24 protein-coding genes are annotated in these 25835 nt (G+C 67.6%); 16 read left to right on the top strand and 8 right to left on the bottom strand.

Annotated features, from left to right (window positions below; translation table 11 throughout):
* Positions 1-333: 333 nt before the first annotated feature.
* Both AC1DNF_RS21075 and AC1DNF_RS21070 read left to right on the top strand, forming a co-directional pair.
* Positions 334-2238, top strand: a complete 1905-nt coding sequence (locus tag AC1DNF_RS21075; protein WP_478150569.1) for an ATP-binding cassette domain-containing protein — start codon at positions 334-336, stop codon at positions 2236-2238.
* 74 nt (positions 2239-2312) lie between these two features.
* Positions 2313-4109 (top strand): phospholipase D family protein, encoded by a 1797-nt coding sequence (locus tag AC1DNF_RS21070; RefSeq protein WP_478150565.1) that lies wholly within the window; start codon positions 2313-2315, stop codon positions 4107-4109.
* A 15-nt stretch (positions 4110-4124) separates the two neighbouring features.
* Here the strand turns inward: AC1DNF_RS21070 and AC1DNF_RS21065 are convergent, their stop codons facing one another.
* A complete protein-coding gene (locus AC1DNF_RS21065; protein WP_478150564.1) occupies positions 4125-4898 on the bottom strand; it encodes a type III pantothenate kinase in 774 nt (257 codons plus the stop codon).
* A 121-nt stretch (positions 4899-5019) separates the two neighbouring features.
* Here AC1DNF_RS21065 and lysM point away from each other — a divergent pair, with 121 nt between their 5' ends.
* Positions 5020-5484 (top strand): peptidoglycan-binding protein LysM, encoded by a 465-nt coding sequence (gene lysM, locus AC1DNF_RS21060; RefSeq protein WP_478150563.1) that lies wholly within the window; start codon positions 5020-5022, stop codon positions 5482-5484.
* Between the two features lie 4 nt (positions 5485-5488).
* Here the strand turns inward: lysM and AC1DNF_RS21055 are convergent, their stop codons facing one another.
* Entirely contained in the window at positions 5489-5962 is a 474-nt protein-coding gene (locus AC1DNF_RS21055) for a rhodanese-like domain-containing protein (RefSeq protein WP_478150562.1), read from the bottom strand.
* Between the two features lie 159 nt (positions 5963-6121).
* Here AC1DNF_RS21055 and AC1DNF_RS21050 point away from each other — a divergent pair, with 159 nt between their 5' ends.
* The 5 genes from AC1DNF_RS21050 to AC1DNF_RS21030 all read left to right on the top strand — a co-directional run bounded on the left by AC1DNF_RS21050 (position 6122) and on the right by AC1DNF_RS21030 (position 12867).
* Complete coding sequence (locus tag AC1DNF_RS21050; protein WP_478150561.1) at positions 6122-6544, top strand: CopG family transcriptional regulator; 423 nt, start codon at positions 6122-6124, stop codon at positions 6542-6544.
* Positions 6545-6564: 20 nt separating this feature from the next.
* Entirely contained in the window at positions 6565-7683 is a 1119-nt protein-coding gene (locus AC1DNF_RS21045) for an extracellular catalytic domain type 1 short-chain-length polyhydroxyalkanoate depolymerase (protein WP_478150560.1), read from the top strand.
* 147 nt (positions 7684-7830) lie between these two features.
* Positions 7831-9690, top strand: a complete 1860-nt coding sequence (locus AC1DNF_RS21040; RefSeq protein WP_478150559.1) for a DUF6600 domain-containing protein — start codon at positions 7831-7833, stop codon at positions 9688-9690.
* Positions 9691-9745: 55 nt separating this feature from the next.
* Positions 9746-11104, top strand: a complete 1359-nt coding sequence (gene gorA, locus AC1DNF_RS21035) for a glutathione-disulfide reductase (protein ID WP_478150558.1) — start codon at positions 9746-9748, stop codon at positions 11102-11104.
* A 245-nt stretch (positions 11105-11349) separates the two neighbouring features.
* On the top strand, positions 11350-12867 hold the full coding sequence (locus AC1DNF_RS21030) for an AMP nucleosidase (RefSeq protein WP_478150557.1): 1518 nt from the start codon (positions 11350-11352) through the stop codon (positions 12865-12867).
* 12 nt (positions 12868-12879) lie between these two features.
* Here the strand turns inward: AC1DNF_RS21030 and AC1DNF_RS21025 are convergent, their stop codons facing one another.
* A complete protein-coding gene (locus AC1DNF_RS21025; protein ID WP_478150556.1) occupies positions 12880-13572 on the bottom strand; it encodes an ArsR/SmtB family transcription factor in 693 nt (230 codons plus the stop codon).
* A 51-nt stretch (positions 13573-13623) separates the two neighbouring features.
* Between AC1DNF_RS21025 and AC1DNF_RS21020 the strand changes: the two genes are divergently transcribed.
* Entirely contained in the window at positions 13624-14775 is a 1152-nt protein-coding gene (locus AC1DNF_RS21020) for a cytochrome P450 (RefSeq protein ID WP_478150555.1), read from the top strand.
* Positions 14776-14792: 17 nt separating this feature from the next.
* Here AC1DNF_RS21020 and AC1DNF_RS21015 read toward each other — a convergent pair whose 3' ends face one another.
* Complete coding sequence (locus tag AC1DNF_RS21015; protein WP_478150554.1) at positions 14793-15755, bottom strand: flavin-nucleotide-binding protein; 963 nt, start codon at positions 15753-15755, stop codon at positions 14793-14795.
* Positions 15752-16393, bottom strand: coding sequence for a glutathione S-transferase family protein (locus tag AC1DNF_RS21010; RefSeq protein WP_478150553.1), 642 nt, complete (start codon positions 16391-16393; stop codon positions 15752-15754). Before AC1DNF_RS21010 ends, AC1DNF_RS21015 begins: the two co-directional genes overlap by 4 nt.
* A gap of 109 nt (positions 16394-16502) precedes the next feature.
* Between AC1DNF_RS21010 and AC1DNF_RS21005 the strand changes: the two genes are divergently transcribed.
* The 3 genes from AC1DNF_RS21005 to AC1DNF_RS20995 all read left to right on the top strand — a co-directional run bounded on the left by AC1DNF_RS21005 (position 16503) and on the right by AC1DNF_RS20995 (position 19183).
* Positions 16503-17393: a LysR family transcriptional regulator gene (locus tag AC1DNF_RS21005; RefSeq protein WP_478150552.1), complete on the top strand. Its 891-nt coding sequence runs from the start codon at positions 16503-16505 to the stop codon at positions 17391-17393.
* An 18-nt stretch (positions 17394-17411) separates the two neighbouring features.
* Positions 17412-18356, top strand: coding sequence for an ATP-binding cassette domain-containing protein (locus tag AC1DNF_RS21000; RefSeq protein WP_478150551.1), 945 nt, complete (start codon positions 17412-17414; stop codon positions 18354-18356).
* 65 nt (positions 18357-18421) lie between these two features.
* Entirely contained in the window at positions 18422-19183 is a 762-nt protein-coding gene (locus AC1DNF_RS20995) for an ABC transporter permease (RefSeq protein ID WP_478150568.1), read from the top strand.
* A 10-nt stretch (positions 19184-19193) separates the two neighbouring features.
* Here the strand turns inward: AC1DNF_RS20995 and AC1DNF_RS20990 are convergent, their stop codons facing one another.
* On the bottom strand, positions 19194-20090 hold the full coding sequence (locus AC1DNF_RS20990) for a LysR family transcriptional regulator (RefSeq protein WP_478150550.1): 897 nt from the start codon (positions 20088-20090) through the stop codon (positions 19194-19196).
* A 90-nt stretch (positions 20091-20180) separates the two neighbouring features.
* On the opposite strand from AC1DNF_RS20990, the gene AC1DNF_RS20985 reads away from it, so the two are divergent.
* Together AC1DNF_RS20985 and AC1DNF_RS20980 are read left to right on the top strand one after the other, a co-directional pair.
* Positions 20181-21194, top strand: coding sequence for an NAD-dependent epimerase/dehydratase family protein (locus AC1DNF_RS20985; RefSeq protein WP_478150549.1), 1014 nt, complete (start codon positions 20181-20183; stop codon positions 21192-21194).
* A 47-nt stretch (positions 21195-21241) separates the two neighbouring features.
* Positions 21242-22402, top strand: a complete 1161-nt coding sequence (locus AC1DNF_RS20980; protein ID WP_478150548.1) for an acyl-CoA dehydrogenase family protein — start codon at positions 21242-21244, stop codon at positions 22400-22402.
* Here the strand turns inward: AC1DNF_RS20980 and AC1DNF_RS20975 are convergent.
* A complete protein-coding gene (locus AC1DNF_RS20975; protein WP_478150547.1) occupies positions 22397-23638 on the bottom strand; it encodes a DEAD/DEAH box helicase in 1242 nt (413 codons plus the stop codon). The genes AC1DNF_RS20980 and AC1DNF_RS20975 overlap by 6 nt on opposite strands.
* Positions 23639-23693: 55 nt before the next feature.
* On the opposite strand from AC1DNF_RS20975, the gene AC1DNF_RS20970 reads away from it, so the two are divergent.
* Positions 23694-23909, top strand: coding sequence for a DUF3820 family protein (locus tag AC1DNF_RS20970; protein ID WP_478150546.1), 216 nt, complete (start codon positions 23694-23696; stop codon positions 23907-23909).
* A gap of 231 nt (positions 23910-24140) precedes the next feature.
* A complete protein-coding gene (locus tag AC1DNF_RS20965) occupies positions 24141-24566 on the top strand; it encodes an RNA recognition motif domain-containing protein (protein WP_478150545.1) in 426 nt (141 codons plus the stop codon).
* An 89-nt stretch (positions 24567-24655) separates the two neighbouring features.
* On the opposite strand, the gene AC1DNF_RS20960 is transcribed toward AC1DNF_RS20965, so the two are convergent.
* Positions 24656-25828 (bottom strand): ABC transporter substrate-binding protein, encoded by a 1173-nt coding sequence (locus AC1DNF_RS20960; RefSeq protein WP_478150544.1) that lies wholly within the window; start codon positions 25826-25828, stop codon positions 24656-24658.
* Positions 25829-25835: the final 7 nt, after the last annotated feature.

The raw sequence follows: 25835 nt of genomic DNA, 5'->3' as shown, positions 1-25835 counted from the left end.
GTCCGGCGCTGCTCGTCTTGAGCGGAGCCTTCGATTATGACACGGTTTTTAAACCCCATCAACTTCGAACCGCTAACTTTTTTGACCTCGCCTGCCACTTCCTCAAGAAGCAACGCCGGGGCCGTTTTCAGCGGAGCCTTCGATTATGCCTGGTTTTTTTAACGCCAGTCAATGATCGCCGACTTTTTCTCGGCTCCATCAGGCCTTCCTGCGGTCGACCTGACAGCGGATTCGCTTTCGCTCCTCCAGCCGAGCCGACGAGTATATGACAACTTCGCGCTCTTTGGCCGCAATCGCGCCCACGGGACGCTGCGCTCCGATAATTCGCACCACATGGCACTCATCACACTTCTCGACGCGCAACTCGCGTTCGGTCACGTCCCGCTGCTCGACCACGCGGACTTCTCCCTCCTCGAATCGGAGCGCATCGGCCTGATTGGCCGCAATGGCGCCGGAAAGTCTTCCCTTCTCAAGATCTTGGGCGGCCTCGAAAAGCCCGATGACGGCACCCTGCAGGTCCAGCAAGGGCTGCGAATCACCTATGTCGCGCAAGAGCCGGTGCTTGACATGGATGCGGACGTATTTACCGCAGCCAGCGCGGGACTGGCGGGAGTGATCGCGATCCGTGACCAGTACCTTTCGGGAGCCGCAGGGGTGGACCTTGACGCGCTCCAATCCCAGATCGAGGCCTTCGACGCCTGGAACTGGGAGCAACGCGTCGACGAAACGCTGCATCGCCTGCATCTGGACGGCAGCGCACGAGTCGGAGACCTCTCCGGCGGCACCCGCAAGCGCGTAGCTCTCGCCCAAGCGCTGGTGGCGGCGCCCAATGTCTTGCTGCTCGACGAGCCCACCAATCACCTCGACCTCGACTCAATCGAGTGGCTGGAGCAGCTTCTTATCGACTTCAAGGGAAGCGTGGTCACCATCACGCACGACCGGAGCTTTCTGAACCGCGTGGCCACGCGCATCGTGGAGCTCGACCGAGGCAAGCTGAGTTCGTACCCGGGCAATTTCGAGCAGTACCTGATTCAGAAGGAAGAACAGCTCGCTCAGGAAGCGGTGATCAATGCCAAGGCGGACAAGCTGCTCGCCCAGGAGGAAGTTTGGATTCGCAAGGGCGTGGAAGCCCGTCGAACACGCAGTCAAAGCCGCATCAGCCGACTCGAGGCGCTGCGCTCGAGCCGCTCGTCAAGGCGAGAGGTGCTCGGAAGCGTCAACATGGATGTCGCCTCCGGCCAGGCCAGCGGCAAGATCGTGGCCGAACTGACCGATGCTTCCAAGTCCTTCGGCGAGAAAGCCGTCATTCGCGGCTTCACCGGGACCATTCTGCGCGGTGACAAGGTCGGTCTGATCGGCCCCAACGGCGCCGGCAAGACGACGCTGCTGAAGCTTATCCTCGGCGAGCTCGAACCCGACAGCGGCAAGATCCGCCGCGGTGCCAATCTGCAGGTCGCGTACTTCGACCAGATGCGAAACGCGCTGAATCTGGACTCCACCCTGGAAGACTTCATCAGTCCCGGCAGCGAATGGATCGAGATCGGCAACCAGCGCAAGCACGTCAAGAGCTACCTCGCCGATTTCCTCTTCTCCCCTGCTCGCGCACATTCGCCGGTTCGCTCGCTGAGCGGCGGGGAACGCAATCGGCTGCTGCTCGCACGCCTGTTCGCACGACCTGCCAATGTGCTGGTGCTTGACGAGCCGACCAACGACCTCGACATCGACACACTCGAACTCCTCGAAGACTTGCTGCAGAACTATGACGGCACCGTCTTCCTCGTGAGCCACGATCGGACCTTCCTCGACAACGTCGTCACGAGCACGATCGCCTTCGAGGGCGACGGTCGCTGGCGCGAGTACGAAGGCAGCGTGCAGGATTGGCTGATCCAGTCGAAACGCGCGCGCGAGTTCGCCGAACAGCGCGCGGCCGCTTCGCCGCCGGCCGCACCGCCTGCTCCCGCGCCTGCCCCGGCACGCGACACCGCCAGCCGGGCCGCTCCCCGCAAGAAGCTCAGCTATAAGGAACAACGCGAACTGGAAACGCTGCCCGCCCGGATCGCAGCGCTGGAGGAAGAGCAGAAGCGCATCACCGAGATGCTCGAACTCGATGGCGGCGCCATCTATGCCAACGAGGCGTCCCGCGCGGCCGAACTCGGGGAACGTCACGCCCGCATCGATGACGAATTACTGGCCGCGCTCGAACGTTGGGAAGAACTCGGCGCGGCGCGCACCGCCTGACGGCGCATTTGTCCGACGCCCGGCAGGCCCGGGCTGCGCTATATATGCGGCTCCTTGGGCTCAACGGGCGCTGAATGCAGTCACCTTCTTCTCTCAGGCGGATTGCCGTCGCGTCGGGTCGCTGGTGCCTTGCAGCCAGCCTCTTCGTGCTTCTTTCGGCCTGCGCCCAACTCCCCCAGGATGTGCAGCGGCCGGTTTCCCACGCGCTGGCGTCCCCGGCCGGCACGCCACTGGCGGCGCTGGTACAGCAACGCCGCGAGGCTTCAGCCGCTCGCTTCGACTCCGGTTTCATGCTGCTCGCCGGACCACAACCGGCCTACGGCAGCAGGCTTGCCCTGGTGGAGGGCGCGCAGAAAACACTCGACCTCCAGTACTACTCAATTCACGCCGACGCAAGCACCGCCCGCCTCCTCACCGGCGTGCGTGATGCGGCCCGCCGCGGCGTGCGCGTCCGTATCCTGCTCGATGATCTCCACAGTACCGGGCGCGACGCGCTCGTGATGCGGCTCGCCTTCGAGCCCAACATCGAGATGCGGATGTTCAATCCGCTGGCCGGCGCGCGCGCATCGACATTGAGCCGGCTCTTCAGCTCTCTCGACGACGCCTCTCGAATCCAGCAGCGCATGCATAACAAGCTGTTCATCGCCGACAACGTACTGGCCGTCGCGGGCGGACGCAATCTGGGTGACGCCTATTTCGGCAATGCAGAAGGCGCCAACTTCATCGACCTCGATGTCCTCGCGGCGGGGCCGATAGTCCAGGACTTGTCGCGCAGCTTCGACGCCTACTGGAACAACGAACGCGCCTACCCGGTGCAGTCCCTTGTCTCCGGTGAGGAGCTCGACAAGATCCGTGCGGGCGTACGTGCCGACGACGCGGCCGAGCGCGAACGCCAGGGCGCCGCCGGAGCGGAAACACCGCCGCCCACTGGTGCTGCTCCCACACCGAAGCCGGCCGACGCGCCGACCCCCGAACAACGCACACGCGCCTGGGACGAAAAGCCTCTGGATCTGGCCAGCGCCGCCTTCGTCTGGGCGCCCGCCGTCGTCCTGGCCGACAAGCCCGGCAAGATCCCCGCCGATTCCGCGAGCCCTGACGCGGGCGCCGGTACGGCAACCGGCCTGGTCGTCTCGCAGCCATCCGGGAGATCGCCCGACAGCCGAGCGAGCAATTCGCTCGGCACCGCGGCCGACGCCGTGGCCGGCGGAGAGACACTGGTCGAAGGGCTGCTGCAGTTGATCGGCCAGGCCCAGCGCGACCTGCTGATCATCTCCCCCTATTTCGTGCCCGGACCCGACATGACTCGGGCTTTCGCGTCAGCGCGCTCGCGCGGCGTGAGGATCCGCGTATTGACGAACTCTCTCGCTTCCAACGACGCCCCCGTCGCCCATGTGGGCTATGCACGCCACCGCGAAGAACTGCTGGCCATGGGCGTCGAACTGTACGAACTGCGCAGCGAGCAGGCGGGTCTGCGCAGCGCGTTCGCCGCGTTCGCCGCGTCCGGCGCGTCCGGCGCGTCCGGCAGCAATATCTCCGGCAAGTCGCGCTCGATGCTGCATTCGAAGGTCCTGGTGATGGACGGCCGGCTGCTGGTGGTCGGATCGATGAATCTCGATCTCCGGTCGCAGTTGCAGAACACCGAGATCGCGCTCCTGATCCGCAGCGACGCCCTCTCGGGCACGGCCGCGGCCCAGATCGACAGCGCACTGCGCAATGGCGCATGGCATGTGGAGCTGGCGGAAGGCCACCTGGTCTGGCGCGCGCCGGAAGGCAGCCATCTGAAGGACGCCACCTCGGAACCCGACACCAGCGCAGGACTGCGACTGCTGCTCAAGCTGTTCGGCGCTCTCGCGCCCGATGAAATGCTCTGAGCGTCGACACCGCGCTCAGCCCGGCAACAATCTCTCCTGAGCGATCACCAGCAGGCCGTCCATGATCAATCCGTCCACCAGTTCGAAGTTGCCGTTCATGCTGGGTGCCATCTTCCATCCGGCCCCGCCGGTCATGAAGCAGGCTGGTTCGGCCCGACAGTGCGCCCGCAGGTGCTGGACCATGCGCTCGACCGCCCCCGCGATGGCGTAGGTACCGCCGCTGGTCAGGGCATCGCTGGTGTTGGTCGGAAACTCGCGGACCTCTCCGGTGGGCACATGCAGCCCTGCGGTACCCGATTCGAGTGCGCGCAGCATGATCCCATGTCCCGGCAGGATCAGCCCCCCCAGGAACTTGCCGTTCGCATCCACCGCCTCGACCGTCACGGCCGTGCCGATCATCACGACCACCATCGGCCGCGCAGGTCCCTGCGATAGCATGCGGTGGCGCGCGCCGATCATCGCGACCCAGCGGTCGGCGCCCAGGCGGGTCGGATGGTCGTAGCCGTTGACGATGCCAGCCTCCGCGGCGCTGGAGACCACCCAGCGCGGCGAGCAATCGAAGCGCTCCACCACCTGTTCCTCGGCACGTCGGCGCACCGCGTCGCCGGCCACCGCACATCCGAGCATGGAGTCTGGTGAGGGCAGATCGGCCCACGGCCCTTCGGCGAGCCGCTCGATGTGGTCCAGGAACTCCGCTCCGTGTGCCAGCAGCGCCGCGCCCGGTCGCGCAGCCTCGAAGAGAGACCACTTGAGCCGGGTGTTGCCGATGTCGATCGCGAGGAATGCCATGCGCGGGATTATTGCGAGTTGTGCTTAGGAGCGCTTTCACACGCGGCCACAGCCTACGCCTGCCGGTCACGATGCGGCGATAAAGTGCCTTTTCCATCCACCGAGGCGCAAGGAGTACACCATGGGTTTGCTGAGTTTCATCAAGGAAGCAGGAGAGAAACTGTTCGGCGGCTCGTCCGCCCAGGCGGCAGAGCCCGATGCGGACAAGGCCGCCGCTGCCGCCATCAAGGCCTACATCGAGACCCAGAACCTCGGCCTGACCGCGTTGGAAGTGAGCTACGTGGCCGCCACCGGCACGGTGACTCTCTCCGGCGGCGCGCCTTCACTGGAGGCGAGCGAGAAGGCCTCGCTCGCCGCCGGTAATGTGGCCAACGTGACCCAGGTCGACAACAGGCTCAGCGCTCCCGCCGCCGATGCGGCGCAGTATCACGACGTGGTTCGGGGCGACACCCTGTCGGCGATCGCGAAGAAGTACTACGGCGATGCCAACAAGTACAACCAGATCTTCGAGGCCAACAAGCCGATGCTGAGCAATCCGGACAAGATCTACCCCGGCCAGAAGCTGCGCATTCCGCCGGCCAGGTAACGACTCAGTTCTGCTTCCAGGGCAGGCCGCGCAGCCGCCAGCCTCCCTTGCGCCCGCGGTGCCCTTCTTCGTCGCCGTCGCCCTCGAAGCCTTCCAGGATGTTGTAGGCCTCCACCCCGAGTTCGGTCGCCCGACGGGCCGCCGCGATCGAGCGTACGCCGCTGCGGCACAGCAGCACGGCCTTCTTCCCTGCCGGCACGGCGGCCCGGAGACCCTCGTCGAAGCCTGTATTCAGCGCCATGCCCGGCCACTGCTTCCACGCCAGGCCCACCGCCCCAGGCACGTAGCCAACCCATTCACGTTCGGCGTCGCTGCGCACGTCGACCAACACAGCTTCGCCGCTGGCGACCCATTGCGCGGCTTGCTCGGGCGTCACGTCGCCGGCATAGCCGACGGCTGGCCGGGGCCCGGTCAGGCCGGATGATTCGGCGACGGGTGCGTTTCGCGCCGAAAAGGCCTTCGATTCCGCTGTGCTCATGTGCTTGTTCCTCTGTGATGGGGCTGCTGCAGGTCGCGCGGGCGCGACATCCATGATTCTTCCCCAGTTTCCGATCACCCTGGACGCGAGGAAGTCTCACCTTACACGTCCATAATTCCATCCCCACACCATCCAATCAGATGGTGTTAGGATGGCAGCATGCAATCTCCCCCACTTCCCGCCGTTCGCCCGAAGGCGCCCGATGCAGAAAAGATCACCATCAACCTCGGTTTCGTCGACCTTGGTCACATCGACCTGCTGGTCGCCGAGGGTTTCTATTCGAATCGCACGGACTTCATCCGCACCGCGATCCGCAATCAGCTTTCCGCACACGGCGACGCGCTGAAGCAGGTGGTTGCCCGCAAGATGCTGGTGCTCGGGCTGCAGCAATTCAGCGCCGCCGACCTCCATGTCGTCCGTCTCGCCGGCGAGAAACTTGAAATCCGCGTGCTCGGTCTCGCGAGCATCGCGCCGGACGTGACGCCGGAACTCGCGCTCGAAACCATAGGTTCGATCACCGTCCTCGGCGCATTGCACGCCAGCCCCGCAGTCAAGGCCGCCCTGGCCGACCGATTGCATTAAAAACCAACCGCGAGCTCCCCATGAATCACCTCTTCCAGCGACTGATGCGCAAGGCCACCGAACTCACTCGCAGCGCAAGCCTGCAGGAGGCGACCCGCGCCATTCAACGGGCGCTGGGCGGCGAGATGCCGAAGGCACCGGAGCACCCTTTTCACCCCGATGCTGCGCCCCCTCGCGCGGCCAACGAGGACACGCTGGTGGTCGACGTCGCGGCTCGTTTCGTCGAGCCGCAGCCGGTCGAGGCCGAGGCGCCGCCGGTCGAAGCCGAGATCGGCACCGAACAGTGGATCGACGGCGTCTTCGCCCACGATCACCGCTCCATCGCCTACAAGCTCTTCGTGCCCGCAAAGGGTGCGGGCACCCCGCGCCCGCTGCTCCTCATGCTGCATGGCTGCACCCAGAACCCGGAGGACTTCGCTGCAGGCACGCAAATGAACCGCCTCGCACGCGAGCAGGGCTTCCTGGTCCTCTACCCGGCGCAGACGCAGCATGCCAATTCCTCGAAGTGCTGGAACTGGTTCAAGGCTCAACACCAGCAACGGGGCCGCGGCGAACCGGCCTTGCTGGCGGCGCTGACGCAATTCGTCATGGCCGAGCAATCGGCCGACCTCGCCCGCGTGTACGTCGCCGGCCTGTCGGCCGGGGGCGCGATGGCGGACATCCTCGGGCGCAGCTACCCCGACCTCTTTGCCGCCGTGGGCGTCCACTCGGGCCTCCCCAGCGGTGCCGCGAGCGACCTGATGTCGGCCCTCTCCGCGATGAAGCGGGGCGGCACGCCACAGGCGACAGCGCAGACCGTGCCGGCCATCGTCTTCCATGGCGAGGCGGATACCACCGTTCACGCGCGCAACGGCGAGCAGGTCGCCGCGGCTGCGCTCGCAGGGCAGCCCGGCTCCGCTGCGCAGCCGCACGTGGCCAGCGGCCAGTCGGCGCACGGCCGCTCCTTCACACGCCGCATCTACACCGACGCCGACGGCCGGCCGACGGTGGAGCACTGGCTGCTGCACGGCGCCGGCCATGCCTGGGCGGGTGGCAGCCCTCAAGGCTCCTTCACGGACCCGACCGGGCCTGACGCGAGCGCCGAGATGCTGCGATTCTTCCTGGCCCACTCGAATCCCCCGGGCGCCGGCGGTCACTGAGGCGCGGTCCGGACTTCTTGCCGGGTCCGTGCGCCCACGCGCCGAAGCGATGCCGGCGCGATCCTTCGAGCGCTTTTGCAATCGAGCGGCCAGCGCGGAGCACGCTTCGCGCGTTAAGGCTGCAGAGACAGGAAGAAGGACCGATCGATGAACCTCCCCATCCTTGCAACATGCCGCCGCGCCGCAGGCTGGCTGCTCGGTGTCGCACTGCTCGTCGCGGGCACGTCGGCGGGCGCCCAGACAGATCCTCCTGGACGCGTCGCCAGCCTCAACTTCCATCAGGGCACGGTGAGCTTCTCGCCCGCCGGCGACGACAGCTGGTATGACGCCGTTCCCAACCGTCCGCTCACCACCGGCGACCGCCTCTGGACCGACGCCAATGCGCGCGCCGAGCTCCATGTCGGCTCCGCAGCCGTGCGCCTGGACGACCGGACCGAGCTCGACCTGTCCGAACTGGACGACGACACGGCACGCCTCACCAGCATGCAGGGCAGTCTGCAGGTGCGGGTGCGCGACGACCTCTCCGGACAGCGTTTCGAGATCGACACAGGCAACCTCGCGGCTGTGATCGAGGCGCCGGGCGAATACCGCATCGATGTCGACCCAGACTCCGGCACCACTCGCGTCGCGGTGGCCTCGGGCGCCGTCACGCTCTACGGTGAGAGCGGGGAATCCGCGGGCCTCGGTGCGCACCAGCAACTCACCGTGTCGGGCCGCAATCTCGAAGAGGCGAACGGCGCGGCCACACGGTCCAGCGGCGCCTTCGACGCCTGGGTGGCGGAGCGCGACCGCCTCGAAGACCAGTCCGTCTCGGCGCGCTATGTCCCGCGCGACGTGATCGGCTACCAGCAGCTCGACAACTACGGCGACTGGCAGAACGACCCGAACTACGGAAGCGTCTGGTACCCGCGCGACGTGGATGTCGACTGGGCGCCTTATCAAGACGGCCAGTGGGTGGACGTCGCCCCCTGGGGCTGGACCTGGATCGATGCCGCGCCCTGGGGTTTCGCGCCCTCGCACTACGGTCGCTGGGCGCACATCGGGCCCCGCTGGGGCTGGGTACCGGGCCGACCGGGCAGGCGGCCCGTCTATGCACCCGCACTGGTCGGCTTCATAGGTGGGGTCGGCGCCAATGCGGCCCTTCCGATCGGCGGAGGCCGCAGCGGCGTGGGTTGGTTCCCGCTCGCCCCGGGCGAGGCCTGGCGGCCCGGTTACCGGACGAGCCAGCGCTATATCGACGAAGCCAACCGTTCGGCCTTGAATCGGCAGAACAGCGCGCGCGCGGCCGAGTTCACACACCGCGCGACGCCCGGCGCCGTCACGATCGTGCCCGTGGAGAACTTCGGCCGAGGGCCGATCAGCCGTCGCGATGCCGTGCGCCTGCCGAACGACCGGATGGCACGCGTGCCGGTCGGAAGCGCGGCGCCGGTCCCGCTGCGCATCGACCGGGGGTTCAGCGGGAATGGCCGACCGTCCGCCGCCCCGCCGGCTGCATCGGCGGCGAGGCCGCAGCCCTTGCCGATGCAGCGCCCCCCGCAGAACCCACAGGCCCAGCAGCAACTCATGGAACAGGCACAGCAACGCGAAGTCCTGCGCCAGCAGCAGATGCAGGGGCGAGGCCAGACGCCCTTCGAACAGCGGCGGCAGCAGGTACAGCAGGCACAGCAGGCACAGCAAGCTCAACAGATGCAGCAGCGCGAGGCGATGCGGCAGCAGCAGGAAGCGCAGCGCGAGGCGATGCGGCAGCAGCAGGAAGCGCAGCGCGCGGCGCAGCGGGCGCAGATTCAGATGCAACGGCAGGAGCAACAACAGCAACAGCAGGCCGCCCGCCAACAGCAGGAGATGCAGCAGCGCGCGGCACAGGCGCAGATGCAGATGCAGCAACAAAATGCGGCACGTCAGGCGCAAGAGGTCCAACAACAACGTGCGGCCCAGCAGCGCCAGCAGCTGCAGCAGCGCGGCGGGCGAGATTTCCCCGGCGCAGGCGATCGCCCGGATCGTCCCTGAGCTCGCGCGGCGGCAAGTTCCTGGTCCGGCTAAAGTCGGCGCCAAGGAGCTTCCCATGCGCACCTTCGACTTCGACCTCTTTGTCATCGGCGGCGGCAGCGGCGGCGTGCGTGCCGCACGCATGTCGTCCCAACGCGGCGCCCGCGTGGCCGTTGCGGAATGCGCCGAACTCGGCGGCACCTGCGTCAACGTCGGCTGCATTCCGAAAAAGCTCTACAGCTACGCCGCCGGCTATGGCGAGTCCTTCGAGGAAGCGGCGGGTTTCGGCTGGCAACTCGGCGGCAAGCCGCGCTTCGATTGGCAGAAGCTCAAGGCGAACCGGGCGCGCGAAATCACGCGGCTCAACGGCATCTACGGCAGTCTGCTCGAAGGCGCGGGCGTCCGGATCATCCAGGGCTGGGCCCAACTGGCGGACGCCCATACCGTCCAGGTCGGCGACAAGCGGTACACGGCGCAACACATTCTTGTCGCGACCGGCGGCATGCCCTACGTGCCCGAGGTTCCGGGCCGCGAGCACGTCGTGGTCTCCGACGCCATGTTCGACCTCGACCCCTTTCCGGAGCGCCTGCTGGTGGTCGGCGGGGGCTACATCGCCTGCGAACTCGCCTCCATCTTCAGTGGCCTGGGTGCCAAGGTCACACAGCTGCTGCGCACCGCCCATCTGCTGAATGGCTTCGACGAAGACGTGCGCCAGTTCCTCGCCAAGGAGATGACGCGCACCGGCATCGACATCCGCTACAACACCGAGATCGACATGATCACGCGCCTGGACAGCGGCCTGTGCGCGATGCTCTCGCGGGGTCAGCGTATCGAGGCCGACACCATCCTCTACGCGACCGGCCGCATGCCCAACACCCAGGGCATGGGCCTCGAGGCGGCGGGCGTCGAGTTGAACGAACGCGGAGCAGTGGTGGTCGACGCCAACTACCGCAGCTCGGTGCCCTCGGTGTTCGCGGTGGGTGACGTGTCGACCCGGCAGCAACTCACGCCCGTCGCGCTGGCCGAGGCCATGGTCGTCGTCGACACGCTCTTCGGCAAGGGGCCGCGAGCGCTCGACTACGAGTACACGCCCACGGCCGTGTTCACCCATCCGAACATCGGCACCTGCGGCTACACCGAGGCCGAGGCGCGCATGAAGTTCGGCAAAATCCGCGTGTTCAGCAGCGAGTTCCGTCCGCTGCGCCACACGCTCTCCGAGAGCAAGGAGCGCACCTTCATGAAGCTGATCGTCGACAAGGCCAGCGACCGCGTGGTCGGCCTGCACATGGTGGGTTCCGACGCCGGCGAGATCGTGCAGGGTTTCGCCGTCGCGATGCGTGCCGGCGCAACCAAGGCGGTGTTCGACAGCACCATCGGCATCCACCCGACCGCGGCCGAGGAGTTCGTCACGATGCGCGAGCCCATGCCGGGGTAGATGTGGCCCCCCGGCTTTTCACTTCGCTTCGCTGCGTGTAATTCGCCACCCCCCGAGGGGGCGGCCCGGCCGCCTTGGGGCGGCCCGGCGGCGGCCGCATTGTCGGCCCCCCGGCTTTTCACTTCGCTTCGCTGCGTGTAATTCGCCACCCCCCGAGGGGGTAGCGCGGCCGCCTTGGGGCGGCCCGGCGGCGGCCGCTGTCATTCGCCGGGACGGCGGGCTTGTGCACACTGCACAATCTGCAGATGCCCTACATGCCCGCATTCATCGCACCAGCCCGCTTCACCGACCCCAACGAAGCGCTCGAACAGGTTCGGCTCATCTACAACGGCGGATTGCAGCACCTGCGCGATGCCATGCAGCGCTTCGTGGCCGGCGAGAGCCTGCCGGGCCGCGTGCGGGCCTGCTACCCGTTCGTCCGCGTGCACACGCACACCGTCTCGCGACGCACGCCGGCCGCCAACGCCGGACTGAGCTACGGCTTCGTAGCAGGCCCGGGGCGCTACGAGACGACGCTCACGCGACCGGACCTCTTCAACCGCTACTACCGCGAACAGTTCCGGCTCCTGCTCGAGAACCATCAGGTCGACCTCGAGATCGGCACCAGCACCCAGCCCATCCCCATTCACTTCTCCTTCGCCGAGAACGAGCACATCGAAGGCACCATGAGCGCCGAGCGCCGGGCGCTGATGCGCGATGTCTTCGACCTGCCCGACCTCAGCGCCATGGACGACGGCATCGCCAACGGCACCTACGAGGCCAGGCCCGGCGAAGCACAGCCGCTGTCGCTCTTCACCGCGGCACGGGTCGACTACTCGCTCCACCGGCTGCGCCACTACTCCGGCACAGCGCCCGAGTGGTTCCAGAACTTCGTGCTCTTCACCAACTACCAGTTCTATATCGACGAGTTCGTGCGCCTCGGGCACGAAGCCATGACGGACGAGAACAGCGAGTACATCGCCTTCATCGAACCCGGCAACGTGATCACCCGCCGGCGCGGGCTGGCGGCCGGCTCCAGCGCCAATTTCAGCGCCTTGCTCGACGGCACGCAGGGCACCTCGCCGCCGCGCCTGCCGCAGATGCCGGCCTACCACCTGGTGCGCGAGGACTGCAGCGGGATCACCATGGTCAACATCGGCGTCGGCCCCGCCAACGCCAAGACCATCACCGACCACGTCGCGGTGCTGCGCCCGCATGCCTGGATGATGCTCGGCCACTGCGCCGGCCTGCGCCAGGGCCAGCAGCTCGGCGACTACGTGCTCGCCCATGCCTACGTGCGCGAGGACCATGTGCTGGACGAGGAACTTCCGCTGTGGGTGCCGATCCCGGCACTGTCGGAAATCCAGCTCGCGCTGGAAAACGCCGTGGCGGTGGTCACCGGCATGCAGGGCACCGAACTCAAGAAGATCATGCGCACGGGCACCGTGGCGAGCACCGACAACCGCAACTGGGAACTGCTGCCCGGCAACCAGCCGCAACGCCGCTTCAGCCAGAGCCGCGCGGTCGCGCTCGACATGGAAAGCGCCACCATTGCCGCCAACGGCTTCCGCTTCCGCGTGCCCTACGGCACCCTGCTGTGCGTGAGCGACAAGCCCCTGCACGGCGAGATCAAGCTGCCCGGCATGGCCAACCAGTTCTACCGCGAGCGCGTGGAACAACACCTGCGCATCGGCATGGCCGCCATCGACATCCTGCGCAACGAGGGATCGAGCCGCCTTCACAGCCGCAAGCTGCGCAGCTTTGCCGAGGTGGCTTTCCAGTAGAGGAAGCGCCGCTCAGGCCAGCCCGAAGAGCTCCGGCATTTCGCGCTGCGCCTTGGGCGTGAGCGCCAGCGCGCGACCGTCGAGTTCCTGCCGCACCCACCCGCGGCGAAGCGACAGCTGCAGCCAGGCCGCGCCGAGCGCGCCGCCCAGATGCGGCCTGCGCTCGCTCCAGTCCAGACAGGCACAGGCAAAGCGCCGCCGCGCGCTGCGCGCCCGCTCGACATCGATGCCCAGGCTTTCGAGCGCGACCGCGCCATCGGCGGTGAGCTCGTAGCTGCCGCCCTCCTCGACGGCGTGCAGCCAACCCTGGGCATGCAACCGGTCATGCAGCGCCACGCCGGCCGTGCCCGCCATGTGGTCGTAGCAGGTGCGCGCGGAGCGCAACCTGCTGGGCGTGGCCGAGCGGAACTCGGCGCGCGGCGCTCCCGCAACCACGAGCAGGCCTTCGAGCGCGGCGGCAACCTCGCTGCCGGCAAGCCTGAAGTAGCGGTGCTTGCCCTGGGCCACCGAATCGATGAGCCGCTGATCCTTCAACCGTGCCAGGTGCGCACTGGCGGTGGATGCGGCGACATCGGCCACGGCCGCCAGTTCGGTGGCCGTGCGGGCATGCCCGTCCATCAGGCAGCACAACATGCGCGCACGTGCCGGCTCGGCGATCGCGCCAGCCAGCCGCGCCAGGTGAGTGTCGGCAGTCGATGCATCCATACTTCGAGCCTAAACGAAGTGTGTGCGTTTGAAAAGCGCCAGACTGGGCGCATGAAACACATCGCCCCACCCTCGGACGCGATCGCGGCGGTCACGCATCCGAACCCCTACCCCTGGTACGCCACGCTTCGCAACGGGCCTCCCTTGATCTTCGACGAAGGCCTGCGCCTCTGGATCGCGAGCCGCGCCGACATCGTGCGAGAACTGCTCACCAGCGACGCCATGCGCGTGCGCCCGTACGCGGAGCCGGTGCCGCGCGCCATCGCTGGCACGCCTGCCGGCGAAGTCTTCGGCAGCCTAGTGCGCATGAACGACGGCGCCCCGCATGCGGCGCGCAAGCCCGCGCTCGAACGCGCGCTCGCCAGCCTGGACCCGCGCGATATCCATGCCGCGGCGCTGCGTATCGCGGCCGGCATGCCGCCTTCGACGCTGTCGGACACCTGCCTCGCCTTTCCGGTCAGCGCGGTCGCCCACCTGCTGGGCTTTGCCGAGGAGGAACTGCCGCGCGTGACGCAGTGGATGCGCGATTTCGTCGCCTGCCTGTCTCCGCTGTCGAACCAGGCGCAACTCGATGCCGCCAGCGCGGCGGCATCCGTGCTGATGGCGCGCTTCGAAACGCTGGTCAGCGCCCGGCCCGGACGCGAAGGGAGCCTGCTTCTCGCGGTGCAGGGACAATTGCCAGGCGATGGAACGCGCGAACTCCTCGCCAACCTGGTTGGCCTGCTCTCCCAGACCTGCGAGGCCACAGCCGGCCTGCTGGGCAACAGCCTGACGGCGCTGGCGCGTGAACCCGGACTGCGCCGCAAGCTCGGTGACCGCACCGAACCCCTCGGCGCGATCGTGCATGAAGTTGCGCGTCACGACCCTCCCGTGCAGAACACTCGCCGCTTCGTCGCAAAGGCCATCATCGTCGCCGGCATCGATCTCTCGCCCGGCGCCACGGTGCTACTGGTGCTCGGCGCCGCGAACCGCGATCCGGCTCTCAACCCCGCGCCCGCGACCTTCGAGCCGATGCGCTCCAACCGTCGCTGCCTGGGCTTCGGCCATGGCCCGCACGCCTGCCCGGGGCAGGCACTCGCCTGCGCCGTGGCGGCAGCCGGGCTCGAAGCGCTGCTCGCGGGCGGCCTCGACACCGACGCCTTGCTGCAACACGGCTGGGACTACCGGCCTTCGGTGAACGCCCGCATTCCCGTCTTCCACTGAATCAGGCCGGTGCGCCTTCAGGCGGACGCGGCCCAACGCCCCGTCGCCTCCAGATGCGGCGACAGTTCCGCATTGCCCCAGCGCAGCGGGAGCGCGGCCGGCCTGCGCAGCGCCTGCACGACCCGCATGCGAATCAGGTGCTGCGCGCCCTCGAAGGCCTCGAGGTCCGGGCCATCCCCAACGATCTCGGCCGTCACGCCCAGTTGCAGCAGGTCGCCTGTCTCGAAGTCCACGAACAGCAGGCCGGCACGCGGATTCACGGCGATGTTGCCCAGCGTGTTGAAGAAGAGGTTGCCGGCGAAATTCGGCATCGTGAGCGTCCCCTCCCCGCTGAGCTGCACGAAGCCCGGACGACCGCCGCGATGCGACACGTCGACGCCATGCGCCACCGACGCGTCGCCCGCCTCCGGATGAGCGGTCGCGATGAACAACGTATCCGCCGTGCGCACCATCTGCCGTGCGACCGGATCCATGCGATCGGTCGGCCGCGCAACTTGCCATGAAGGCGCACGGTCGACAAACACGGCCTCGCGCGCCTGGATGTACCGGGGGCAGTTGCCGAAGCTCTGGTTGACTTCCAGCGAGAACCCACGCGCGTCGACCTCTCCGATCGTCCCGTTCATGCGGTTGCGACGGCGCGTGTGCGGCTCGATGCCCAACAGGCCGATGGGCGCGCCGGGCATCAGCGCGGCGGCCAGCGGATCGTCGCCCGCCGGCCATGCGTCGATGCGCAGGTGCCGCGGATCGGGCGAATGCGCGAAGCCGGGTGGCGCCGCCAGCGCGCTGGCCCAGGGCTGGCCCCCGGCATCGACGCTGCCCGCGATCAGGAAGGGCAGCTGCGCGAAGAACGTCCGGTGCTGGTCGGGCATGTGATCGCGCAACACCACCGGCCCGACCTGGGCCATGCGCCCGGCGATGCCCGCTCGGGCCTGAAGCGCTCGCTCGCCCTCGTGCCAGACTTCGCGTGCCGGGGTGTTCATGTCGCCAGCCCGACCGGTGAAGCCGCCATCGGCACGAAACCCGGCAATCCCTCGATGCGCGCGAGCCATTCGCGCACGCGTGGATAAGCTTCGAGCGACACGTTGCCTTCGGGTGCATGGGCCACATAGCTGTAGTTCGCGACGTCGGCGAGGGTGGCCGTCGGACCCGCTAGGAAGGGCTGCTCGGCCAGCTCGGCTTCCATCACGCCCAGCAGCTTGTGCGACTGCGCGATCACCTCGTCACTCGCGGCGAGCCCGAACAGCACGATCACGCGCGCCCTGGCCGGCCCCGCCGCGAGCGGGCCGGCCGCGACCGACAGCCAGCGCTGCACGCGCGCCGCGCCTTGCGGATCGCTCGGCATCCAGCGCGCCGGATCGGCCGCATAACGCTCGTTCAGATAGACCAGGATCGCGTTCGAGTCGGCCAAGGTCAGCTCGCCGTCCTCGATCACCGGCACCTGGCCGAAGCTGTTGCGGCGCAGGAATTCGGGCGTGCGCTGTTCGCCGAGCGAAAGGTCGATCTCCACCGTCTCGAAGGGCAGCCCGAGCAGCGAGAGAAAGAGCCTTGCACGATGCGAGTGGCCGGAAATGGAGGCGCTGTACACCTTGATGGGCTGGGCGGGGCTGCGGAGTGTCATGGTCGCTTCCTTGGGCTGGTTCGGGGTGTCTCGATTCTGTTTTGCTGCGGCTTTCGAAGTAATGGGGCTCCCTGTATTTGACTGCTCCGAATTCCGGTCTAATGCGCGGATGGACCGTCTCAAAGCCATGCAGACCTTCGTGCAGATCGCCGACCAGGGCAGCCTGACGCGCGCCGCCGATGCGCTGGACAGCTCCCTGCCCGCGGTGGTGCGCTCGCTGGCTTCGCTCGAAGCCCATCTTGGCGTGCGCCTGTTCCACCGCACCACGCGACGCATCTCGCTGACCGAGGAAGGCCGTCAATACCTCGAGAGCGCCCGCGAGGTGCTGGCGGCCGCGGACGCCGCGGACCGCGCGCTCGGCGCCGACGCGGCCGAGCCCGCGGGGCAGCTCACCGTCACGGCACCGGTGCTGTTCGGCCACATGTACGTCGCACCCGCCATCGTCCGCTTCCTGCAGCGCTACGACAAGATGCGCTGCAGCGTGCTGCTGCACGACCGCACGGTCAACCTGCTGGAAGAAGGCATCGATGTCGGCATCCGCATCAGCGCCCTGGAGGATTCGTCGCTCGTCGCACAGCAACTCGGCAGCATCCGCCGCGTGGTAGTCGCGAGTCCCGCCTACCTGGCGCGCCACGGCACGCCGCTGCATCCGCGCGAACTGCTGGACGCCAACTGCGTGCGGATCCATCCGGGCATCTCCGCCCAGTGGATCTTCCGCGAAGGCGGCCGGCCGCTGCCCATCGCGGTCAAGGGCAATCTCGAGTTCAACCACATCGCGCCGGCGGTGGAAGCTTGCGCGGCAGGCATGGGCTTCGGCATGTTCTTCTCCTATCAGGTGCTGCCACTGGTCGCGCAGGGCCGGCTCACGATGGTGCTCGATGCATTCGAGAGCCCGCCGCGTCCCGTCAGCCTGATCTATCCCCACGCCCGGCTGCTGCCGACGCGCACGCGCGCCTTCATCGACTGGATGAAGACCGAGTTCACCGGCCTGCGCCTCTGAGCCGGACAAGCCGCTCGCATGCGCCACAATGCCGCGGTGCCGACGCCCCTCCTCCAGGCCAGCCATCTGGTCAAACGCTATGGAACGACGACCGTCGTCGACGACCTGTCGTTCGAGATCGCGCCGGGCGAATGTCTTGGCGTGATCGGGCCCAACGGGGCCGGCAAGACCACCACCATTCGCATGTGCCTGGGGCTCACGGTTCCCGACCACGGCACCATCGAGGCGCTCGGCGGCCTCTCGATGCCGCGTGACGCGCGCGCCATCAAGGCGCAGCTGGGCGTCGTGAGCCAGTTCGACACGCTCGACCCCGACTTCAGCTGCGCGGAGAACCTGATGGTCTACGCGCGCTACTTCGGCATGCGCCGCCGCGACATCGCCCCGCGCATCCCCGAATTGCTGGAGTTCGCGGCCCTGTCGCACAAGGCCGATGCCAAGCCGGGCGAGCTCTCGGGCGGCATGCGCCGGCGCCTGTCGCTCGCGCGCGCACTGGTCAACGACCCGAAGCTCCTGATGCTCGACGAACCCACCACCGGCCTCGACCCGCAGGCGCGGCACCTCATGTGGGAGCGGCTGCAGGTGCTGCTGCAACAGGGCAAGTCGATCCTGCTCACCACGCACTTCATGGACGAGGCGGAGCGCCTGTGCTCGCGCCTGCTGGTGCTGGACCACGGCCGCAAGATCGCCGAGGGCCGGCCGCGCGACCTGATCGCCGAGCACCTGGAGCCCGATGTGGTCGAGGTCTACGGCGCCGGCGCGCTCGCCCTGGCGCAGTCGCCGCTCAAGGAATTCGCCGCCCGCGTCGAGGTCAGCGGCGAGACGGTGTTCTTCTACACGCAGGACGCGCGCGGGCTGTTGGCCGCGCTGGGGGACCACGGCGGCCTGCGCACCTTTCATCGTCCGGCCAACCTGGAGGACCTGTTCCTCAAGCTGACGGGCCGCAAGATCCGGGAGGACGGTTGAACAGCGTGGTCCATTCCCCATCGAATCCGGCAGCGCGTTCGGTATGGCGCCCGCCCGAGCTGTCGATGCTCTGGTGGCCGGTGTTCCTGCGCAACCTGCTGGTGTGGCGCAAGCTCGCGACCCCCAGCCTGATCGGCAACATCGCCGAACCGCTGATCTGGCTGGTCGCCTTCGGCTACGGCATGGGCGCGCTGGTGGGCAGGGTCGTGGTCGACGGCACCAGCGTGCCCTACATCCTCTTCCTTGCCAGCGGCTCCATCTGCATGAGCGCGATGAACGCCGCTTCCTTCGAGGCCCTGTATTCCGCCTTCTCGCGCATGCACGTGCAGAAGACCTGGGACGGCATCATGAACGCGCCCGTGGGGCTGGACGACGTCGTGCTGGCCGAGATGCTCTGGGCCTCCTTCAAGGCGATCTTCACCACCACGGCGATTCTCTTCGTGATGCTGGCCTTGAACATCAGCCACAGCCCGAAGCTCTTCGTCGCGTGGGTCGTGCTGGCCGGGGCTGGCGTGACCTTCTCGTGCATCGCGCTGATCTTCAATGCGCTGGCCAAGGGCTACGATTTCTTCACCTACTACTTCACGCTCTTCCTGACGCCGATGATGTTCCTGTCGGGCGTGTTCTTTCCGCTGGAGCAACTGCCGGGTGCCGTGCGCGCGGTGGCGGCCTGGTTGCCCCTGGCCAACGCAGTGGCGCTGGTGAGGCCGCTGTTCATGGATCAGTGGCCGGCAGATGCCTGGCTGCATCTGGCGGTGCTGTTGGCCTACACCGTCGCCGCCTTCTGGGCCGCGCTGGGACTGACGCGCAAGCGGTTCCGGGCCTGAGCCCCGTGCGTCAACCGCCCGCGCAGTAGGCGGACAACGCGCTCACCAGATAGCCGAAGGTCGCCCGCACCCGCTTCACGCGCCGCAGATCCTCGTGCATGGTGACCCAGGTTTCGAGGCCCGCGGAGAACACGTCGGGCAGCACGGGCGCCAGCGCGGCATCGCGCCGCGCGATGCCCTTCTGGCAGATACCGATCCCCAGCCCCGCCCGGATGGCCCCCAGCTGCGCCAGGTGGCTGTCGGTGCGGCAAGTGAACATCGAGCGCTTCAGGTCGAGGCCGCCCGCCCGCAAGGCGCGAAGGTCGGCCGTGTCGCGGTCGGGGCCGATCAGCGCGAAGCGGGAGAGCTGATCCAGACTGGCCGGCGTGCCGTGCTTCTCCAGGTACGCGGACCTGGCGAACAGCCCCAGCTCCACCACGCCCGCCCGCGTCGCCACCAGGGCCGCCTGCGTGGGCTTCACCATCCGCACCGCGATGTCGGCCTCGTGACGCAGCAGATCCTCCGTGCGGTTGGTCAGGCTGAGCTCGAACACCAGTCCCGGCTGCGCATCCTGCAGCCCAGCCAGGATTGCCGGCAACACCTCGGCGCCCACCACGTCGCTGGCGCTGATGCGAACGGTGCCCGAAGCGGCATCGGTGCCCGCGGAGGCCGCCCGCGCGAACGCATCGGCCGCCGCCGCCATGGTTTCCGCATGCGCGCCCAGCTCCCGCGCCGCGTCGGTGGGCGAAAGCCCGCTGGGCGAGCGCGTGAAGAGCGCCACGCCGATCGAGCGCTCCAGGGCGTCGAGCCGCCGGCGCACCGTGGGCTGCGCAACGTCGAGAACCCTCGCCGCGGCCGACAGGCTGCCCTCGCGCAGAACAGCCAGAAAGGCGCGCTGGCGCTCCCAGTCCAATGGATTCGTGTTCATACATTTCATACTAGCCGATGGCACCAATTCGCCAATTGTGTTCATCCCGCGCCTACTCAAGAATGGGCTTCTTCACGAAAGGAATGCGTCATGGAACGAGGTCTGGCATTGGTGCTCGGTGCGACGGGCGGTATCGGCGGCGAAGCGGCGGCGGCCCTGCTGCGGCACGGCTGGCAAGTGCGGGCGCTGGCGCGTGACCCCGCCAGCGCTGCGGCGCTATGGCCAGCCGGCACGGCCCGGCCGAAATGGGTGGCGGGCGACGCGCTGGACGCGCAAAGCGTCATCGCCGCGGCGAGCGGTGCCTCGCTGATCGTCCACGCGGTCAATCCACCCGGCTACCGCAACTGGAAGCGCCTCGTGCTTCCCATGATCGACAGCACGATCCGCGCGGCCGAGGTCTCGGGCGCGCGCATCGTGCTGCCGGGCACCGTCTACAACTACGGGCCGGACGCCTTCCCCGACCTGGTCGAAAGCTCGCCGCAGCATCCATTGACACACAAGGGCGCGATTCGCGTTCAGCTCGAGCAGCGCCTGCGCGAAGCCGCGCAGCAGCGCGGCGTGCGCGCGCTGGTCGTGCGCGCCGGCGACTTCTTCGGTCCGAGAGCGGGCAACAACTGGTTCTCCCAGGGGCTGGTGAAGCCCGGCCAGCCGCTCCAGGCGATCACCGACCCCGGCCGACCCGGCGTGGGCCATCAGTGGGCCTACCTGCCCGACCTCGCCGAGACCATCGCCCAGCTGGTCGAGCGCGAGGGCGCGCTGGCGCGCTTCGACACCTTCCACTTCAACGGCCACTGGGATGCCGACGGCACGCAGATGCAGGCGGCCATCCGGCGCGCCTGCGGCCGGCCCGAGCTGCCGGTCAAGCCCTTCCCCTGGTGGCTGCTGACCCTGGCGTGGCCCTTTGTACCCCTGTTGCGCGAGCTGCGCGAGATGCGCTACCTGTGGCAGCAGCCCCTGCGCCTGCGCAACGCGCGCTTGCTCTCGGTGCTCGGCAGCGAGCCGCACACGCCACTGGACCTCGCGGTCGGCGCCACGCTCGAAGGCCTGGGCTGCATGCCAGCGGAGGCATCCGCGAGTGGCGCTCTTCGCGGCAACAGCCTGTAGCCAATTCCCGCAAGCATGGCCGTTCGCCCAGGTCTAGAGTGCGGTGCATGGAGTACACCCACGAGCACCTCGAGATCCAGAAGACGATGCGTCGCTTCATCGACGCGGAGATCAATCCGCGCGTCGACGAATGGGAGGCCGCCGAAAGCTTCCCTGCGCACGAGGTCTTCGGCAAGCTCGGCGCACTCGGACTGTTGGGCCTCAACAAACCGGTGGAATACGGCGGCGCGGGCCTCGACTATTCCTATTCGATGGCGCTGGCCGAGGCGCTGGGTCATGTGAGCTGCGGCGGCGTGCCGATGGCTGTGGGCGTGCAGACCGACATGTGCACGCCCGCCCTCGCGCGCTTCGGCAGCGACGCGCTGCGCCGCGAATTCCTGGCCCCCGCCATTGCCGGCGACACCGTGGGCTGCATCGGTGTCAGCGAGCCCGGCGCGGGCAGCGACGTGGCCGGCCTCAAGAGCCACGCGCGAAAGGACGGCGACGACTACCTGATCAGCGGCCAGAAGATGTGGATCACCAACAGCCTGCAGGCCGACTGGATGTGCATGCTGGTCAATACCAGCGACGGGCCGGCGCACCGCAACAAGTCGCTCGTCATCGTGCCGATGGACAGCCCCGGCATCGAGAAGGCAAGAAAGATTCGCAAGATCGGCATGCATTCGAGCGACACCGGCCTCATCTACTTCGACGACGTGCGCGTGCCGCAGCGCCATCGCATCGGCGAGGAAGGCCAGGGCTTCGTCTACCAGATGCAGCAGTTCCAGGAGGAGCGCCTCTGGTGCGCCGCCAGTTCCCTCGAACCGCTGGACGACTGCATCGCCGACACCATCGAATGGGCGCAGCAGCGCCAGCTCTTCGGCGGCACGCTGGCCGACCAGCAGTGGGTGCAATTCAAGCTCGCCGAACTCAAGACCGAGGTCGAGGCCTTGCGCGCGCTCACCTACCGCGCCTGCGATCTGCATGTGCGGGGAGAGGACGTCACCGCGCTCGCCTCGATGGCCAAGCTCAAGTGCGGGCGCCTCACGCGCGAAGTGGCCGACACCTGCCTGCAGTTCTGGGGCGGGATGGGCTTTACCTGGGAGAACCGCGTGTCGCGCCTGTACCGCGACGGCCGGCTCGCATCGATCGGCGGCGGGGCGGACGAAGTGATGCTCGGCATCCTCGCGAAGACCATGGGCATCGCGAAGCGGCCGCCGAAGTCATGACGAGGAAGACCTGGCGGCCGCCCTCAGCTTGTCCTTCTTGCTCGGGCGCTTGCCCTTGACGCCGCCGTTGCCCGGGCCACTCGCGGCGACGGCCGTCTCCACCGGCTCGAAGCCCGCCACCTGCTCGCGCGGCACGTTCAGCCCCTGGCGCTTCTCGATGAGCCGGAAATGCGCTTCGGTGTCGGCGCTGACGAAGCTCACGGCGACGCCGCTCTCGCCGGCGCGGCCCGTGCGGCCGATGCGGTGCACATGGTCGACGGCGGAGCGCGGCAGGTCGTAGTTCACCACCGCCGGCAGTTGAACCACGTCGATGCCGCGGGCCGCGAGGTCGGTGGCCACCACCACCTGCACCCTGGATGCCTTGAAGTCCGCGAGCACCTGCGTGCGCTTGCCCTGGCTGAGCACGCCGTGGAAGGGCTCGGCCTCGATGCCGGCCTTGCGCAGCTTGTCCGCCACGATCTCCGCCGCGTACTTGGTGGCGACGAAGACCAGCACGCGCGCCCACTTCTCGTGCTGGACCAGGTGGCGCAGCAGCTGCGTGCGCCGCCCGGCGTCGACTTCGATCGCGCGCTGGGTGATGTCGGGCTCCGCCGAAGGCGCCGAGTGCGCCTCCGCCCGCACCGGGTCGTGCAGCAGCCCGTCGGCCAGCGACTGGATCGCCGGCGGAAAGGTCGCGGAGAACAGCAGGTTCTGGCGCTTCTGCGGCAGCAGCGCCAGGATGCGGCCGAGTTCCTCCGCGAAGCCGAGATCGAAGAGGCGGTCGGCCTCGTCGAGCACCAGCGTCGAGACCGACGACAGCTTGAGCGCGTTGTGGTCGATCAGGTCCAGCAGGCGGCCGGGCGTGGCAACCATGATGTCCGCGCCGCCGCGCAAGGCCATCATCTGCGGGTTGATAGACACGCCGCCGAAGGCCACGGCGATCTTGACCGGCGCCGGCAGATGCTGCGCCAGCCCGCGCATCGCCTCACCGACCTGCGCCGCGAGCTCACGCGTGGGCACGAGCACGAGCGCGCGCAGGCGGCGCGGCGATGTGGAAGCCTCACGCGTCCGGCGCTGGAGCAAGGGCAGCGAGAATGCCGCCGTCTTGCCTGAGCCGGTCTGGGCCGAGCCCAGCAGGTCGCGCCCCTGCAGAATGGCCGGGATGGCTTCGATCTGGATGGCGGTGGGCACGGCATAGCCTTTTTCGGCGGCGGCGCGCGCCAGGGCGGGATCGAGGCCCAGGGAAGTGAATGGCATGGAGGGATTGAAAGCGTGAATGCGAGAGCCGTAAAGATGAGGGAGCATAGCCACCATGAAGCCCGATGACCTCGAACGCCTGCTGACCCTCGAGATGCCTTTCGGCAAGCACAAGGGCTGTCCGATCGCCGATCTGCCCGGCAACTACCTCACGTGGTTCGCCCGCGAAGGCTTCCCCAAGGGGGAGATTGGCCGGCTGTTGGCGCTGATGCACGAAATCGACCATAACGGCCTGAAAGGCTTGCTGGAACCCTTGCGTCGCCGGAAGTAGGGCAATATGGCGCCAAGGCGACAAATTGCCCTTCTGAAGCAATTCGCTACAAAAACTAAAAGCATTTCCCCCAAAAGCCCGATAGTGAACGACAATGCCGGGACGTCCTGAGGTATCCGCTCCAGGTACGTGATCCGGTGATCGGTCAGTTTCGCGCCACAGCGCTGTTTAGTTTGTTGTGATTCTGGGACTCCATCGCTTTGTTTTTTTGGTTTGATTAGGAGTCCCTCCATGGGCAAGAAACTCTACGTAGGCAACCTCGCTTACTCCGTGCGCGACAACGATCTGGAACAGGCTTTCGCAGCCTACGGTTCCGTCGCCAGTGCCAAGGTCATGATGGAACGCGACAGCGGTCGCTCCAAGGGCTTCGGCTTCGTCGAAATGGGCACCGATGCGGAAGCACTGGCAGCCATCGAAGGCCTGAACGGCCAATCGCTCGACGGCCGCAGCCTGACCGTCAATGAAGCCCGTCCGATGGAGCCCCGTTCGCCCGGCGGCTTCGGCGGCGGCGGTGGTGGTCGCACTGGCGGTGGCGGCGGCGGCTACGGTGGTGGCGGCGGCGGCGGTGGTTACGGCGGCGGCGGCGGTGGTGGCCGCAGCGGTGGCGGCGGCGGCTACGGTGGTGGCGGCGGCGGCGGCAGCCGTGGCGGTTACTAAGCCCTTGCGGCTTCAGCACTGAAAAAGGCTCCCTCGGGAGCCTTTTTTGTTGCCTGCCAGAACACGAGATGAAGCGCTGGGGCCCCAGCTCACGGACTGACGTAGTCCGAGACGACCTTCCACTTGCCGTCCACGATCTGCGACAGACGGGACTGGTCGTTGCCCAGGCGCTTGGTCGGCGAGTAGGTGCTCTTCGGCGAGCCGAACATGTCGGGCTCGAAGACCATCGAATCCATGGTCTTGATGAAGGTGTCGGTCGTGAGGTTGGACCCGGCTTTCTGCGCTGCCTGGATGAAGGAATCGATGATCAGGTAGCCGTAGACCGAGAACACGGTCGGGTCCTCGTTGAACTTGGTCTTGTACTTGTTGGCCCAGAAGCGCAGGGGCTGCGATTGCTCGTCCGTGTAGGGGTTCTGCACAGTCATCGTGGCGTAGATGCCGTCCATCGCCTTGCCCCCGAGCTTGTGGATCAGGTCGGTGTAGGCTGCGCTCGAGCCGAGGAAGGTCGGATTGAACCCCGTCTTGCGCGATTCGCCCACCGTGCCGATGGTCTCCCGGATGATGGTGCCCAGCACGACCAGGTCGCAGCCCGCCGCCTTCATCTTCGCGACCTGTGACGAGAAGTCGGTCGCCCCTCGCTTGAACGAGGTCTTCTCTGCCAGCTCCATTCCCACCGTCTTCAGGCCGGCCTCGGCGCCGCGCTCCACCTCGAGGCCGAACTCGTCGTCCTGGTAGATGGTGCAGACCTTCTTGGCGCCCTTGTCCTTGACCATCTTGGGCAAGGCGACGCGGATCTGGTCGTAGTAGGTGGCGGCGAAGGAGTACTTGAGCCTGTTGAAAGGCTCGTACATCTCGCGCGCCGCCGTGATCGGAAAGAAGTTGATGACGTTCTTCTCGAACTGCACCGGCATTGCTGCCATGTTCTGCGCGGTGCCGATGTGGCCGGCCATGATGAAGATCTTGTCCTGGTTCACCAGCTTCTGCGCCGCCAGCACGGCCTTCTTGGGGTCGTAGCCCGAGTCCTCCACGAAGAGCTTGAGCTTGCGGCCGTTCACCCCGCCCTGCTCGTTGATCTCGTCCACCCGCAGCTGCATGCCGTTGCGCGCCTGCTTGCCGAAGCCCGCGAGCGGTCCCGACAGATCCTGGATCGTGCCGATGCGAATCTCGTCCTTGCTCACACCCTGCTGCTGCGCGCCGGCCAGGCCGCTGCCCAGCGCCAGACCGGCGGCCGCGGCCAGGGGGATCAGTGTCTTGAGCTTCATACGGGTG

This window comes from Variovorax sp. 01T432, assembly GCF_056398605.1.
This window is presented reverse-complemented; position numbering and strand designations above follow the sequence as displayed.